Below are 16,418 nucleotides of genomic sequence, written 5' to 3'. Positions count from 1 at the left end.
GGCGTCAAGAGCAGAGCGGCACAATCATGGATGTTTGTCGTACAATCTCCTTAACAGGCAAAGGGAAAGAGCCTTCGCCGATCGGGGATTAAAATTAAAAGCGCATGACTTTCTCTTCAATAATTCGTACCCTGGGGCGATCGCCCCTAGCCACAGAACTCCTCAACAAGCTCAAGCGCCATCGCTGCTTGCAACTCAACGGCATCGCTCGCTTGCCCAAAGGTTTAGTAGCTTCCGCCCTCGCACAGCAAGAAGGGCGGAGTTTACTGGTAGTGACGGCCACTCTAGAAGAAGCGGGCCGCTGGGTGGCAGGGCTGGAAGCTATGGGCTGGCAGACTGTGCATTTTTACCCAACTTCGGAGGCTTCGCCCTACGAGCTATCTTACTCCGACGAGAACGAAATGACTTGGGGACAAATGCAGGTGCTGGCGGATTTGGTCGAGAAACGAGAAACAAACGCTAATTCTAAGCCGATCGCGATTGTAGCTACCGAAAGAGCTCTCCAGTCTCACTTGCCGCCACCTGCTGTTTTTGAACCCTACTGTCTGACGCTGAAGCGAGGTGCGGTTCAAGACTCGAAGATACTTGACCGCCAACTGGTGTCGATGGGGTACGATCGGGTGGCTCTGGTGGAAATGGAGGGTCAGTGGAGCCGTCGCGGTGATATTGTCGATGTGTTTCCGGTGGCGGCTGAGTTGCCGGTGCGGCTGGAGTGGTTTGGGGATGATTTGGAGCAAATTCGGGAGTTCGATCCGTCTTCGCAGCGATCGCTCGATAAGGTCGAGCGATTAGTTTTAACTCCTACTAATTTTAACACAATTATTAAAGCAGTTTTATCTGAAAAAAAGCTTGACGCAATCAACCACCTAGGCTCTTTCGACCCCGAAAATGAAGCGGAAAATGAAGGGGAAAAATTTGTCCGCAGGCTGTTGGGTTTAGCGTTCGAGCAACCTGCATCTTTGTTGGATTATTTGACAGAAAATACTTTAGTTGTTATTGACGAACCCCAAGGGTGCGAAGCTCACAGCGACCGCTGGTTTGAGAATGCACAGGAACAGTGGAATAATTGCAATCGGGAATCGGCAGTTGCTGGTGAGGCAACAGAAAAATTGCCAATTGCTAATTTGAAAGTTCCGAAAATTCACCGTACTTTTGCTGAATCAATGGCAGATGTCGCAGCTTTCGACAGGCTAGAACTTTCAGAATTGGCAGAAGATTCTACTGCTAAAAAATTTCAAAGCTCTGCGGAGATCGACCAGCTAGCGCCTGCGATTAATTTGGCCAGCAGGCCTGTGCCGGTGATGCCTCACCAATTTGCGAAGCTGTCTCAAATGCTCAGGGAAGAGCGCGATCGGGGTTTTACCATTTTTCTGGTTTCTGCTCAACCGAGTCGATCGGTTTCTCTGCTTTCGGAACACGACTGTCCGGCTCAGTTTGTGGTGAATCCGCGCGATTATTTGGCGATCGACAAGTTGCAATTGCAGCACATTCCGGTTGCTTTGAAGTACAGCGGGCTGGCAGAATTGGAAGGGTTTATTCTGCCGACTTTTCGGATTGTTTTAATTACCGATCGGGAATTTTACGGTCAGCATTCTCTTGCTACTTTTAGCTACGTCCGCAAGCGCCGTCGCGCTGCTTCTAAGCAAGTAGACCCGAATAAATTAAGCCCGGGTGATTATGTGGTTCACCGCCAGCATGGAGTGGGTAAATTTATCAAGTTGGAACGTTTGACGATCGATCGCGAAACTCGCGAATATTTGCTGATTCAATACGCTGACGGTACTCTGAGAGTGGCGGCAGATCAGTTAGGGGCTTTGTCGAGGTTTCGGACTGTAGGCGATAAAGTACCGGATCTAAACAAGCTGACAGGCCAAACTTGGGAAAAAACTAAAACAAAGGTTCGCAAAGCTGTTAAGAAATTGGCAGTGGATTTGCTGAATCTTTATGCTAAAAGAGCTAAACAAACAGGTTACGCTTTTCCTCCTGATATGCCTTGGCAACAAGAATTGGAGGATTCTTTTCCTTACCAGCCAACCCCGGATCAGTTGAAGGCAACTCAGGATGTGAAACGCGACATGGAGGGCGATCGACCGATGGATCGCTTGGTCTGCGGCGATGTGGGTTTTGGCAAGACAGAAGTTGCTCTGAGAGCGATTTTTAAGGCGGTTACGGCGGGCAAGCAGGTGGCTTTGCTCGCGCCGACGACGATTTTGACCCAACAGCACTATCACACGCTCTCAGAGCGTTTTTCCCCTTATCCGATCGAAGTTGGTTTGCTAAATCGCTTTCGCACTGAAACCGAGCGCCGGGAGATTCACAAGCGTTTGGCGACTGGGGAATTAGATGTGATTGTCGGTACTCAAGCTGTTTTGAGCAAAGCCATTAAATTTCGGGATTTGGGCTTGTTGGTGGTGGATGAAGAACAGCGGTTTGGAGTTAAGCAAAAGGAAGCGATTAAAGCTCTCAAAACAGAGGTAGATGTTCTGACTCTGACAGCAACGCCGATTCCCCGGACTTTGTATATGTCGCTGTCGGGGATTCGCGAGATGAGTTTGATTTCGACTCCGCCTCCCAGCAGGCGCCCGATTCAGACGCATTTGGCTCCCTATAACCCGGAAGTGGTGCGATCGGCAATTCGTCAAGAATTGGACAGGGGCGGTCAGGTTTTTTACGTGGTGCCGCGGATTGAGGGGATTGATGAGTTGGCCGCTCAGTTGCAGGAGATGGTACCGTCTGCCAGAATTGCGATCGCCCACGGTCAAATGGATGCTTCGGAATTAGAATCGGTCATGCTGACTTTCAGTGCGGCAGATTTCGATATTTTGGTGTGTACGACGATTATTGAGTCGGGTTTGGATATTCCGCGAGTCAATACTATTTTAATTGAAGACGCGCAGAAGTTTGGTTTGGGTCAGCTTTACCAGTTGCGGGGACGGGTGGGACGCGCGGGGATTCAAGCTCACGCTTGGCTGTTTTATCCCAAGCAGAATAAGCTGTCTGATGCTGCAAGGCAGCGGCTGCGGGCAATTCAAGAGTTTGCCCAGTTGGGTTCGGGCTATCAGTTGGCTGTCCGAGATATGGAAATTCGCGGTTCGGGTGATGTTTTGGGTACTGAACAATCTGGTCAAATGGAGGCGATCGGTTTTGATTTGTATGCTGAAATGTTAGAGGAGGCTATTCGGGAAATTAAGGGTCAGGAAATTCCGAAAGTGGAGGACGCGCAAATTGACCTAACTTTGACGGCGTTTATTCCTGCCGATTACATCGCAGATTTGGATCAAAAGATGAGCGCTTACCGCTCTGTGGCTTCTGCTAATACCCCTGAAGAATTACAGCAGATTCAGGCTGATTGGTGCGATCGTTATGGGCCAATTCCTCTTCCAGCCCAGCAACTTATCCGTGTGGTAGAACTCAAACAAATCGCTAAAAAAATCGGTTTTTCTCGGATAAAACCGGAGAATAAGCAGCACATAGTTTTGGAAACAGCTATGGAAGAACCTGCTTGGAATTTGCTCAAGGCTAATTTGCCGGAACATTTGCGCTCTCGTTTTGTCTACAGCAAGGGGAAGGTTACTATTCGGGGTATGGCGGTTTTGACGGCCCAAAAGCAATTGGATAATTTGATTGATTGGCTGGGTAAAATGCAGGGCGCTTTGCCGGAAGCAAATCTTTGATTTTAATATATAATCCCCCAATGTCGCGCACCGCCGAAACCACAGAATAATACCGATGGAACCAGAAAAAATATTACTGCTGTTTTCATGATGGTTTTAGCGACAGAAAGGATTAAAATCGTGAAAATGTTAGTGAGTATTTTTTTGGCGATCGCCCTACTGCAAGGAGTGCCTATGGCGGTTAAATCTCAAGAAATAATTGACCCGATCGACCGGGTTGTGAGCGCAGGATTGATGAATAAAGATGCCAGTGGCAACTTTAATGCTGAGGGCCTTGTCAGTCGCGCCGATTTGGCGATGATTTTAGTGAAAACTTTTGGTTTGGAACGGCGAAAAACAGCTCAGAAACCCGATATGGAATTGCCGGACGTACCGAAGAGTTATTGGGCTTACAGTGCGATTCAAACTGTTTTGAAAACGGGAACGATGAGTGGATATCGCGACGGAATGTTTTTCCCAAATCAAAGGGTGAGTCGCGCTGAAGCTTTGGCGATTTTTGCTCAAGCTTACGGGGTTTTTCAGTTTCCCGAACCCAGCATTTCCGAAATTTTAGCTAAGTATCCCGATGCAGGCGACATTCCTAGTTGGGCTAGAAAGTCTTTGGCTACTGCACTTTATGAAGGGTTTGTTAATGTTGATATCGCAACTAATAAGATTAATCCTTTGAAGCCGATGACTCGCTGGGATATCGCTTACGCTTTGAGCAAGTATTTGGAGCGGCAGGTAAGGCCCACTTCTTTGCCTGTCCCGGACGAGCAGCCTCCCGATCGCGGCGTGGGAAGGTGATAGTGTTGAGTTGTGAGTTAAAAAGTCGATCGCCCGCCATGCAAAATCCCGGAGATTTGGTGACTGTAAAAGCAGCCATCAAACCCCCAGGATTTAAAGTTTTCCTCTTAAACGAGGCTCAAATTATCCTCAGTGAGCTTTAACTCAATCAGCAGTAGCCAATTCGGTACTGCCACCGCCGCGCTTCCGCGTCAGGGTATTGAAAAGCATCTGACCAACTGCTTTAATCAAATTGCCTTCTAACTCCATGAACATCTTCATGTTCATGCCAAAAGCTGCATTAGCTTCGTCAACAATTCGCTCTGCTGTTGCTTCGTCAATCGGCAGTTCATTCATTGCCTGACGGTAGTTAGCTTTGAACTCTTTTTCATCAGGAATATCCTGGAATTCATAGAAAGCAGTGCCTTCTCCCTCGGAAAGATTCATCCCGCGCTGGGCAATTCCCTTCAGGATTTGTCCGCCGGATAAATCGCCAAGGTAGCGAGTGTAAGAGTGAGCTACTAACAGTTCCGGTGCGGTCGCCGAAATCTCGCGAATTCGCTCCACATAAGCTTTAGCTGCGGCTGACGGAGCTACTTGTTCGCGCCAATTCGCACCGTAGTAGTAAAATAAATCTTGCTCTAAGCTTTGTTTCCGATTCAACTCAGAAAAGTAAATTTTTGAAACAACCGGATGCTGCTTTTGGCGTTCCATTTCCTCTTCCATTGCCGAGTAGACAAAGTAGAGGTTTCCTACTAACTTCCGGTAAGAAGTTTTTTCTACAACGCCTTTTAAAAAACACTTGACAAAACCGACGTTTTCTGCCATTGTGTGGGACTTTTTCGTTCCCTCACGCAATTTGGTCGCTAAATTGATGCTCATGCTATATTGTCCAACCTTCTATTTTTGTGGTCGCTGATGGATGCGCCAAAAATCTAAAATTTACCTAAGCATTTACCTTAGATCGATTTGATGAGAGATTGTATTAATTTTTATAACAAAACCTAGAGAAATCAAACGGCCCTGATGCGCGATCGCCCGAAAGGGCAGAAGGCATCAGGGCCGCAAAAGTTTAGTCATTAGTCCTCAGCTATTAGCTGTTAGCTAACCACTGACGACTAATGGCTAATTTAGATGTCCAAGTCGAGGAGGTTGAGTTTGGGGCCGTAGGTTTCGATGAATTCGCGGCGGGGGGCGACACGATCGCCCATTAAGATCGTAAAGATGCGATCTGCCTCAGCAGCGTCTTCAATCTCCACCCGTTTCAGCGTCCGAGTTTCTGGGTTCATCGTTGTATCCCACAACTGTGTCGGCATCATTTCACCCAAACCTTTGAACCGCTGGATCGTGTAATTAGCATTCGCCGGAAATTCATTGCGGACGAGATTGTTCATTTCGCGATCGCTGTAACAGTAATAATGATTCCGTCCCCGTTCCACTTTATAGAGAGGAGGACAAGCAATATAGATGTAACCTTGTTCTACAAGTGCGCGCTGATAGCGGTAGAAGAAAGTCAACAACAGCGTGCGGATGTGAGCACCATCTACGTCAGCGTCAGTCATAATTACGATGTGGTGATACCGCAATTGACCCGGATCGAATTCTTCGCCTTTGATGCCCAAACCCAGGGCTGTAATTAACGATTGAATTTCGTTATTTTTGTAGATTTTGGCATCGTCTGTTTTCTCAATGTTGAGAATTTTACCGCGCAAAGGCAGGATTGCTTGGAATTGGCGATCGCGGCCTTGTTTGGCAGATCCGCCTGCAGAATCCCCTTCCACCAGGTAGATCTCAGACAGGGCGGGGTCTCTGGAGCTACAGTCCGCTAATTTTCCAGGCAAAGGAGACGATTCTAAGACTGATTTTCGGCGCACTAAATCGCGGGCACGGCGGGCGGCTTCAGCGGCCTTAAATGCCTGAATTGCTTTTTCCAAAATAGCGTCAGCTACTTGGGGGCGAAACTCTAAATATTCTGTCAATACTTCGCCTACCAAGGAATCGACAATTCCCCGAACTTCTGTATTTCCTAGCTTAGTTTTAGTTTGGCCTTCAAATTCCGGGTCTGGGACTTTGACCGAAATCACTGCTGTCAAACCTTCCCGAACGTTTTCGCCGGCGAGGTTGGGCTCGTTTTCTTTGATTTTGTTGCGCTTGCGGGCGATCGAATTCATCGTCCGCGTCAAAACAGCCTTCAAACCTTCTAAGTGCGTGCCTCCGTCGATCGTCCGAATGTTGTTAGCAAAACCGAGAACGTTGTCACTAAAAGCATCGACGCACCACTGCAAAGCCACTTCTATCTGCACGTTATTGCGTTCTCCTTGCACGTAGATCACTTCTTCGTGCAGAGGCTGCTTTTCGCGGTTCATGTAGGCGATATATTCCTTGATTCCGCCCTCGTAACAGTATGTTTCGATGCGAGGTTCGCTACTTTTGAGCAGTTCCAAACGGTGGTCGCTAAAGGTAATTCTCACGCCCGCATTCAAGTAACCCAATTCTCGCAAGCGCCCCGCGAGTATAGTGTAATCAAATTCAATGCCAGTGCTAAATATTTGAGTATCTGGCAAGAAAGAAACTGAAGTGCCGGTGCGAGTGCCTTTGTTGGGCTTGGCATTAAGTTCAGTAACTGGATTGCCTCTTTCGTAGCGCTGTAAATATTCTTTTTGGTCGCGCCAAACTGTCACTTCTACCCACTCGGACAGCGCGTTAACAACAGAAATACCTACACCGTGCAATCCTCCAGAAACCTTGTAGCCACCACCGCCAAATTTACCGCCAGCGTGGAGTACAGTCATTACTGTTTCTATTCCCGATTTGCCAGTCTTGGCAACGATGCCGGTGGGAATACCCCGACCGTCGTCTGTCACGGTAACGGAACCGTCGGCGTTGATGTCAATCTCGATGTGAGTGCAGTGGCCAGCCAGCGCCTCATCAATGGAATTGTCCACAACCTCGTAAACTAGATGGTGGAGTCCTCGCGGGCCGGTGGTACCGATGTACATCCCCGGTCGTTTACGGACTGCTTCGAGACCTTCGAGAACTTGAATCTGGTCGGCGCTGTAGCTGCTGGTCATACAAAAATAGCTCCAATAATGAGGCCTAAAGCCCCGAAAGCTTCTAAAATGGGAAAACTCCTAAAATTATAGCACAAAACCGTTAAAGGCGATGCTAGGGCTTTCTGAAGGGAAATTTATCGGGGGGAGGGAGGGGAATAGTTTTGAGATTACTTAGCGACTGCCCGGCCCGATCGCGGTGAATCAGTGAATGGACAGAGGGGAAAGCATGGAGAGGAGAGGATTTGAGAGTTTTTATAGGGAAATGTGCGACAGCTTATGCCTAAATTAATTACGATTTGCGGGGCGACGGCGACGGGGAAGTCTGGAGTGGCTTTGGCTTTGGCGGGGCGACTGCAATCCTCGATCCTGAGTGCGGACTCCCGTCAAGTGTACCGCGAATTTGACATCGGAACAGCAAAACCGACGGCGGTCGATCGCACCTGTGTACCGCATCACTTAATTGACATTTGCGATCCGACGGAAACGCTGACAGTCGCAGATTACCAGCAACAAGCTCAAAAATTAATTGCTGCTGTCGATTTTCCTCTGTCTCCTCCTGTGTTATTGGTTGGAGGGACGGGCTTATATATTAAATCGATCGTGCGCGGTTTAAAAATTCCCAGGGTAGCACCGATGCCCGAATTGCGATCGCAACTTGCGGAGCTCGGACAATCTCAATGTTACGCCATGTTGCAGCAGGTCGATCGCTCTGCCGCTGAGAAAATTCACGTCAATGACCCAGTAAGAACTTTGAGGGCATTAGAAGTATTTTATGTCACCGGTCGCTCTATTTCCGAGCAGCAGGGCGAAAATCCTCCCAATTATCCTATTTTACAAATAGGGTTGGATTGCGCGATCGATGTTTTGGTCGATCGGATCAAACAGCGCACCGAACAAATGCTAGAACGCGGTTGGATTGCTGAAGTAGAATATTTGTGTAAAAAATACGGCTGCGACTTGCCACTGTTGAACACGCTGGGCTATCAGGAAATCAAACAATATTTGGCGGGCGACATTAAGCTTGAAGAAGCCAAAGAATTAACTATTTTGCACACGCGGCAATTTGCGAAGAGACAGCGAACTTGGTTTCGAGCCTATCCTGAAATTGAATGGTTTGATGTTAGCGAACCAGATTTATTGGAGCGAGTTTGGCAGAGAGTTGAAGAGTTTGAGGGACGCAGATCAAGACTGATGTAATCTCAATTGATTGAATAGTCTCTCAATTAGAGTAAGGATGAATCGTGAAGCGAACAAGAAATATTTTTTTTAATGAATTACAGAAAAAACCGAGGGTACAGAAAAAGAGAAAAGATAGAAATTAATAGGGTCACCGGAATTCAGGAGTAATTAGTTGTCTTAATTTAGTTTTCTGGACTGTCAACAAGCGTGGAGGAACAGGCTTGTCGGCCTGTTCCTCAAATTACATCTCGCGTACTTAATTAACTGTACAAACTAGCTACATATTCGCCGTAACCGTTATAGGGCAAAGTTGGGCGAGTTTCCCACGACCAACTGTTACCGGGACCGACTATCCGTTCGCTGGCCTGCGACCATCTGGGGTGCGGCTTGTCGGGTTCGACATTTGCTTCAAAAGCGTATTCGTTGGGGCCGATTGTATTCCAAAAAGTGGCGGGCTGTTGTTCGACAAATTCAATTTTTACAATCGACTTTGCGCCCTTAAAACCGTACTTCCAAGGAATCACTTGCCGCAACGGCGCACCATTTTGTTTTGGTAGCCTTCGGCCATACAAGCCTGTGGCAAAAAATGCTAAATCGTTGGCCATTTCTTCAATTCGCAGACCTTCGGTATAAGGCCAAGGATAAAATTGCGACATCAAACCGGGGCCGGGAGTAATTTTGGGGTCGTAAAATGAGGTGAAGCGAACGAATTTAGCCTTTGATTGCGGTTCGACATCAGCCATCAGTAATTTCATGGGAAACCCGACCCAAGGAACTACCATCGCCCAGGCTTCTACGCAGCGAAATCGATAAACTCGTTCTTCGATAGGAAATTTTTTGTAGAGGTCGTCAATATCATAAGTGCGGGGATTTTTTACTAAACCGCCTACTTCTACTTTCCAGTTTTCTGTTGGCAAAGCTTGAGCGGCTTGCCAAATAGATTTTGTACCGCCGTATTCGTAAAAATTGTTGTATTTTGTAGCTAAGGCTTCCTGGGTAATCGCTCGATCGACTTTTGCAAAGGCGGGATTCCGGCTCAATTCCGAATATGCTTGGGTTGAGCTTTGATCCAGAGCAGTTTTTGAGCTAGCATTGCTTTGGCAGCCGGTCAGCGGCAGCAGCGAAGCAGTCACGCCGGCGCCAATTAAATTTGTCATGAAGCGGCGGCGGTTGAGAAATGCTGTTTCTGGGGTAATTTGGGGTTCGAGAATTTCCCAAGGTTTGGGAACGCGAATTAACGGCATAAGTAATAGTTAAAAGTTAGTAGTTAGTTTGGCAAAAGTTGCCTAAGTTTTAATCTGTTAGTCGATTTGAGATTGGAGATTTGAGGTTTGAGATTGACTCCCTAGAACAAACAATTGCGGATATTTGGCAATGCCTCGCGATTGCTTTGGCAATGCTTGCGATCGCACTGAAAGTATTCGCCATGACAGTATAACGTAATTCGGTAACAGCAAATCCCGCCGATCGCTCGAATGAACTCGGTACGATCGACCTATTAAACCTCGCTCGCAGGAAAGTCAGCAATTATTTACGCGCGATCGACCCAAGCAATTGTGGCGAAAATCTGGGAAACAATTATCATAAAGCAAAGATTCCAATTATTTAATTTGTCCACAGGAAGCGGCACGCACCGCCCCGCTTTCCTCCCCCACCAACCAGTATGTCGGACGGGGGTCTCCAGCGGAAAGACAAATGAGTTACTGCACCAATCCCCATTGCCAGAATCCCCAAAATCTCGATCGCGCGACAGTCTGCAAAAGTTGCGAGTCGAACTTGCTGCTAAAAGGCCGCTACCGAGTCTTTCACACCCTCGGTCAAAGTCTCACTTGCCGCACCTTCTTAGCAGTCGATGAAGACCAACCTTCGCAACCCCGCTGCGTCATTCAACAGTTCTGCGGCTCAGCAGCAGCCGCAGACGGTGGCACACACCAAAACCGGACATTTCGCGGCTCGGCCTCAGTTCTCGACGAGTTGGGGAAACATCCGCAAATACCGAAACTGCTGGCATCTTTTGAACTCGAAGGCTGCCAGTATTTAGTGCAAGAATACATCGAAGGCCGCAATTTAGCCGATCGGCTTTCAGAAAAAGGTGTTGTTAAAGAAATTCAAATTTGGTATCTGCTGAGCGAATTGTTGCCAGTCCTGCAATTTGTTCACGAACATCAACTGATTCACGGAGATATCAAACCGTCGAATATTATTCACCGCAAAACTCCCCAAGCATCCCCAGCTTTGGCATGGAAAGAGGATTTACATTCCGTGTCCCAAGAAAGTGCCTCGGGGCTAGTTTTAGTCGATTTCGGCGCGGCAATTCCGGCAAACAGCGGGCCGCTGAAAATAGAAACCGTGACAGGTTCTGCCGAATACGCGGCCCCGGAACAAATTAAAGGTCAAGCGATTAAGAGCAGCGACATCTACAGTTTGGGCCTCACTTGCATTCACTTGTTAACGGGAATGTCGCCCTTTGATTTGTTTGACATCAAAGCCGAAAGTTGGGCCTGGAGGCATTATTTGAAAGTACCAGTTTCGGGGCGACTTGGCCGCATTCTGGATAAAATGGTGCAGCGAGAACCATCAAAACGCTATGGATCGACCGAGGCAATTCTCACAGACATGAAATACGGCCCGGCACCGGTAGACGTGATTCTCAGCAAACCCAAGTGGACTTTAGCGATGTGGGGAGCAAGTGCGGTTGCCCTGCTGTTCGTAGTGCTGGGTATTCGCTTGCCATCTCCAGCACCGCAGGCTTTCACTTCTTCTGAACCTGTTTCTAGCATTCCCGAAATTCGGTTCAATCCGCCCCCGATGCAGGATTTCAACGGTGACGCCTCGCAGTCCCTGCCTGCAGTGCGGACTCTGGCGGAGCGAGACAAAAACCCGGTTTGGGCGGTAGCAGTCGCTCCCAACGGCCGCGTGATAGTCAGCGGGAACAACGACGGTACAATTCACCTGCTGCACAAGCGTCGCGGCAAGCTACTCAAGGTTTTAGCAGGACATTTGGGGCCTGTGTGGTCGGTGGCCGTCAGTCCCGACGGCAGGACGATCGCCAGCGGCAGCGCTGACGGTACGATTAAATTGTGGAATTTCTATTCTGGCAAGTTAATTCGGACTTTGGACGGACACACAGACGGCGTGTTCTCGGTGGTTTTCAGTCCAGACGGCGAAGCCATCGCCAGCGTCGGTAAGGATAATACTTTGAAGCTGTGGCAAGTCGAAGACGGTGCCGAGTTGGAAACTCTCCAAGGGGTTTTTGACCAGGTGCATTCGGTGGCTTTCAGTCCCTATAAAGACACTCTCTTTACTGGCAACGGCGACGGTACTATCAAGCTGTGGAATTGGAAGACTGGGGAATTCCAAGCCACTCTCACGGGTCATTTTGATGCTGTTTCGGCTCTTACTGTCAGCCCTGACGGTAAAATTTTGGGCAGTGGGGGCTGGGACAATACGGTGAGGATTTGGGATATCACCAAGGAACACTGGTCCGCACCCTCGGGTGAAGTGATTTTTAACGGTCATGCCGATCGAATTCAGTCTCTAGCTTTCAGTCCAGACGGAGACAAACTCGCTAGCGCCGATTTGAGCGGGACTATCAAGCTGTGGCACATGAGTTCGGGTGAAATCGCCGGCACGCTGAAGGGTCATTCTACTTGGGTGGAATTGGCTTTTAATCCTCAAGACAAAACTCTGATCAGTGGCAGTTTTGACGACACGATTAAGGTATGGCGGCTGTCTCCTTGATTTGTTTGGTTGTCCGCCCCATCAAAGTTGAAGAATCCCCAGCCAAATCAAAGATTTTGGTTGAGGATTCTTAAACTCGGCGATTGAAAGAGACTGTTGGCGATTTCGCAGAGGGTGTTACCCCCCACCTCGGGAACGCAGCATTTGCGTTCGCTCTTGGTAGTTAACAGCTATATGGTCAATTAGACATTTACATCCCGATCTACCATTTTTAGGGATAAGTGGTGAAACCCCTGGTTGATTAACCAACAGTCTCTTGACATCGCTGCTATACAAACGAAGTCCACTGCAAGCTGACTGAAGTATATCTTTAGGCAATGCCGCCGTTAACGCGGATATTTTGTCCGGTAATCCAGCGGGCTTGTTCGCTGCACAAAAAAGCCGTCACATCGGCAATATCTTCAACTTTTCCAAGTCTTCCCAAAGCAGCCATTTGAGTAAATCTTTGTATTTGTTCAGCAGTTTTGCCAACAGTGAAGAGTTCTGTATCCGTTGGGCCCGGAGAAATGACATTGACTGTAATTTGGCGATCGCCCAATTCCTTAGCCAGCGATCGAGTTAGCTGTTCTACCGCGCCTTTTGTCGCCACATAAGCCCCATAAGTTGGCAGTAGCATCGCCGTTGTCGAACTGGAAAAATTAACAATTCTTCCTCCCTCCGCCATGCGTTTAGCAGCTTCTTGACAAGCAAAAAACGTGCCTTTGACGTTAATTGCAAACAGATTATCAAACTCTGCTTCGGTAACTTCCGCTAGAGGTTTGTAAAGAATTACTCCTGCATTATTGACTAAAATATCGACTTGTGAATAGGTTTCCAGAGTGCGATCGAACAAATCGCGAATTTCTGCGGTTTTGCTGACATCGGCTTGCACGGCTAATGCTTTGCCGCCTGCTGCTTCAATCGCTGACACAACATCTTTCGCCTGATCTGCGCCTCTGGCGTAGTTGATGACCACTGATGCCCCTTCTTGGGATAATCGCAGGGCGATCGCGCGTCCAATTCCCCGCGATGCACCGGTCACAATTGCCACTTTTCCTGCTAGTGATGGCATGAGATTTCCTCTGCAATTAGCGTTGATGGTGGTTCAGAATAATCATACTATTTTTTTTCCATTCCTGTACAGAAACAAATTTAAAACTTAAAAGAGTCAGAATATCCCTAGAAATCGCGGTTGCTAACTAACAGTTGTGGTAAAGTAGTGTCGGCTGTTAAAGTAAAATCTATGACCGTAAATTCCGAGTTAGCAGAGCAGTATTTGTCAGCGGGCGAGAGCCTCCAGAAATCAGGAAAACTTGACGAGGCGATCGCTTACTATCAAAAATTACTAGCCATTCAAGCGGATAGTGCGATCGCACTCAACAAGATCGCTGAAGTTTATTATGCTCAACAAAAATTTGCAGAGGCGATCGCCTCATGTTACCAAGCACTTCGCCAGCAATCGAATTTCCCCGCCGCCTACAAAACTCTAGGCAATATCCTGCAAGCCCAAGGCAAAATAGACGCGGCCATTCGCGCCTACTCCAAGGCGATAGAATTCGATCCTAATTTGGTAGAAGCCTATGTTAACTTGGGCAGTATGTTTTACAAACAAGGCCAGCTCGATGACGCCATAACTTACTATCAAAAATCTATTGCTCTTCAACCAGATTTAGCCGTCGCTTATTGGAATTTAGGCAAAAGTTTGGAAGAGGAAGGGCGAATCAATGAAGGTTTATTTTATCAAAAAAAAGCTCTGAATTTACAGCCGGAGTTAGAAGATAGAAGCAATTCAGTAAACAATAACACTTACTGAAGAGGAATGTTATAGTCAAAATAATTCAATCATTAACGATGCAAGCTGGAGAACATGGAAATCAACCATAATCCGCTCGAATTCCTAACGGCTAAAGTACAAGAAACAGTTGCCGATATCCAAAACTTAGGCAACCAAATTGATGCAAAATTCGAGGAAAGTGCAACTGTATTAACGGCGTGGGTACAATCAGCGCCAAGTTCAATTGTTAGTGCTGGGGCGATCGCCACTCAAGAAGCTTTAAAAATAGCACATAACATCCGTTTTGAGAACCTGCCAACAAATCTGCAATCCAAATTTGCTAGGGCTGGGATGCGTGACGGCATCCGAAATGTTCAAGAAGCAGCAAAAGTATTGGAATCCATACCCGCCCAAATTCGTGCCCAAGGCCCAGAAGCAATTCGCAACTTCTGTCAAGATAAAGATTGGAGTCACATCCAAGCGCACGTCAATGGAGGCGGAAGCGAAGCTGCTAACGGGGTTTTTGAATATTTTTGGGTGAATCGTGCTCGCGGTGGTGCAGACATGACTGCCGCAGAATTAGCAGTCGCTAAGCAAGTTTTAGCGGATGCAGCGTTTAAAGCAGCAGTTGCGGAAATCGTTGGGGCTGCAATGAAAGGGGCGATCGCCGCAGCAGTAATTGAGTTAATATTTTCTATCTTAGAAAACTCGCTACTGTGCGTTGAAGGCAAAATTACCCAGTCAGAGTTAGTCGAACAAGTCGCCACTGCCACCGCCAAAGCTGGCATTGCTGGTGGTGTTATTACTGGCATTCTGTTAACACTGTGCATGATATTTCCCCCCATTGCCGCGCTTTTAGGTGCCGCAGCGATGCCCTTGGCGGTTGCAGGTATTGGTTTTATGGGAATTCGCGCTTGGGAAATCTTTTGTCACGGCGATCGACTATTTGGTATTACTCAACAAACACAAAAATTTCTGGGGCTGACTGAAGAAGTGCAGTAGGGGCTTAAACCCGGCCGTGTCCTACGTCTAATTAGATACCTGACTTCTTGAAGAAGTCGGGTATCTCGGTGTTCTAAATGATTGGGAAACATAAATAGAATGGATTCAGTAGAAAAAACTCAAGATCAGCAGCATCCGCAATACAAGCGCGATCGAGCCAGTGTCAATACTTTATTAGCCTCCGAAGCAAACGACTACAATTTATCGGAATTAGCAAGATTAATAATTCGCTACCGAGGCTTTCCCGGCGCTAGAGATATCCAAGCAGACTTAAAAAAAGTCCTGCAAAAATGGAATTATACCGAAGAAACTCTTTACGAACAAACCCGTAAAATTCACGCCCAAGGTGAGGTTTATAGAAAGCAAAAAAGCGATCAAGAAGATTGGCTTTAAGACACTCAAAAATCAACATTTATAGCAACCGCGAACCGGCTTGGCGGTTAAGACAATAGTCGGAAAACTTTTTAGGTCGTAGCCTGAAACCCTTGCTTTGGTCGGGGCAGAGCCTGTGCCTCGTAAGCTTTGCTTGCAGCTATGGGATCGCCCTGAAACTTTTATTTTATGGTGGTGATTCCTGGGAGGGTGAAAACCCACCCCAAACCCAGATGGGGTAAAGATTGAGCTGTGTTGTGGTAAAAAAAAGATAGGCAGCAGAATTGTTACAGGCTTGCCTATCCAAAAAAATATGTTACCAACATTTTACCAGACTCACTTACAAAAACAACTGACGCAACCCCAGTTTATTTTACTCATAATCTTGTTGAACCTGATACAATCCGAGAAATAAGTGAGGTTCGACAGATTGGTGCAAGTATTTCCTTACCCAATTACTACCGAAAGTCGCCCTCGCAAATTACAAAGATTTCTCAATTTCCCTCAATTTACTATCGCATTAATCAGGTTCCCATTAATCACTTATTGATTAACAACTTATTCCCCTATCGGACAAAGGTTATCGATTGCGCTCGACCGCAGCCAATAGCGGTGTATCAATCTGTTCACGCTCGCATTAATTTGGCAGAAGAGGGCTATTTCATTATACTGGTGTTTATTATATCCAAATTAGGAAACAGTAACTTAGAAGAACAAACCCTCGCTCTCAAATAAGTCTTACCCTTACTCAAAAAATATAAATTTTTCGTTTTAAGAAACCGTGAATTTTGCTCGGGAGACGGGTAGTGCCCTGAAGGAAAGGATGGAGTAAATTTAAGCTACTATTAGAGAGAAGTGTTTGCCATTGGTGATATGACA

The 16,418-nt window shown here is 47.2% G+C and carries 11 protein-coding genes; 7 read left to right on the top strand and 4 right to left on the bottom strand.

Going from position 1 to position 16,418, the window contains the following annotated elements:
- The first annotated feature begins 104 nt into the window (after positions 1–104).
- Positions 105–3,674: a transcription-repair coupling factor gene (mfd, locus tag QUA47_RS22710; RefSeq protein ID WP_333432416.1), complete on the top strand. Its 3,570-nt coding sequence runs from the start codon at positions 105–107 to the stop codon at positions 3,672–3,674.
- A gap of 126 nt (positions 3,675–3,800) precedes the next feature.
- On the top strand, positions 3,801–4,460 hold the full coding sequence (locus QUA47_RS22705; RefSeq protein ID WP_333432415.1) for an S-layer homology domain-containing protein: 660 nt from the start codon (positions 3,801–3,803) through the stop codon (positions 4,458–4,460).
- A 144-nt stretch (positions 4,461–4,604) separates the two neighbouring features.
- On the opposite strand, the gene QUA47_RS22700 is transcribed toward QUA47_RS22705, so the two are convergent.
- Together QUA47_RS22700 and gyrB are read right to left on the bottom strand one after the other, a co-directional pair.
- On the bottom strand, positions 4,605–5,321 hold the full coding sequence (locus tag QUA47_RS22700) for a heme oxygenase (biliverdin-producing) (RefSeq protein ID WP_333283763.1): 717 nt from the start codon (positions 5,319–5,321) through the stop codon (positions 4,605–4,607).
- A 248-nt stretch (positions 5,322–5,569) separates the two neighbouring features.
- Entirely contained in the window at positions 5,570–7,510 is a 1,941-nt protein-coding gene (gyrB, locus tag QUA47_RS22695) for a DNA topoisomerase (ATP-hydrolyzing) subunit B (protein ID WP_333283765.1), read from the bottom strand.
- Between the two features lie 258 nt (positions 7,511–7,768).
- Here gyrB and miaA point away from each other — a divergent pair, with 258 nt between their 5' ends.
- Positions 7,769–8,689 carry a tRNA (adenosine(37)-N6)-dimethylallyltransferase MiaA gene (gene miaA / locus QUA47_RS22690; RefSeq protein WP_333432414.1) on the top strand — a complete coding sequence of 307 codons (921 nt, stop codon included), beginning with the start codon at positions 7,769–7,771 and terminating at the stop codon, positions 8,687–8,689.
- 242 nt (positions 8,690–8,931) lie between these two features.
- Here the strand turns inward: miaA and msrP are convergent, their stop codons facing one another.
- Complete coding sequence (gene msrP, locus QUA47_RS22685) at positions 8,932–9,915, bottom strand: protein-methionine-sulfoxide reductase catalytic subunit MsrP (RefSeq protein ID WP_333432413.1); 984 nt, start codon at positions 9,913–9,915, stop codon at positions 8,932–8,934.
- Between the two features lie 451 nt (positions 9,916–10,366).
- Between msrP and QUA47_RS22680 the strand changes: the two genes are divergently transcribed.
- Entirely contained in the window at positions 10,367–12,412 is a 2,046-nt protein-coding gene (locus tag QUA47_RS22680) for a serine/threonine-protein kinase (protein WP_333432412.1), read from the top strand.
- Positions 12,413–12,722: 310 nt separating this feature from the next.
- On the opposite strand, the gene QUA47_RS22675 is transcribed toward QUA47_RS22680, so the two are convergent.
- Entirely contained in the window at positions 12,723–13,463 is a 741-nt protein-coding gene (locus QUA47_RS22675; RefSeq protein ID WP_333283775.1) for an SDR family oxidoreductase, read from the bottom strand.
- 171 nt (positions 13,464–13,634) lie between these two features.
- Between QUA47_RS22675 and QUA47_RS22670 the strand changes: the two genes are divergently transcribed.
- From QUA47_RS22670 to QUA47_RS22660, 3 genes are all read left to right on the top strand, one after another.
- Positions 13,635–14,204 (top strand): tetratricopeptide repeat protein, encoded by a 570-nt coding sequence (locus QUA47_RS22670; RefSeq protein WP_333432411.1) that lies wholly within the window; start codon positions 13,635–13,637, stop codon positions 14,202–14,204.
- A gap of 54 nt (positions 14,205–14,258) precedes the next feature.
- A complete protein-coding gene (locus QUA47_RS22665) occupies positions 14,259–15,167 on the top strand; it encodes a hypothetical protein (RefSeq protein ID WP_333432410.1) in 909 nt (302 codons plus the stop codon).
- A gap of 99 nt (positions 15,168–15,266) precedes the next feature.
- Positions 15,267–15,560, top strand: coding sequence for a DUF3288 family protein (locus QUA47_RS22660; RefSeq protein WP_190657093.1), 294 nt, complete (start codon positions 15,267–15,269; stop codon positions 15,558–15,560).
- Positions 15,561–16,418 lie beyond the last annotated feature (858 nt).

The sequence above is a fragment of the Microcoleus sp. MON2_D5 genome (assembly GCF_036701905.1).
Lineage (GTDB): Bacteria > Cyanobacteriota > Cyanobacteriia > Cyanobacteriales > Microcoleaceae > Microcoleus.
The sequence above is the reverse complement of the archived record's forward strand: the minus strand, read 5'-3'. Positions and strand labels throughout refer to the sequence as shown.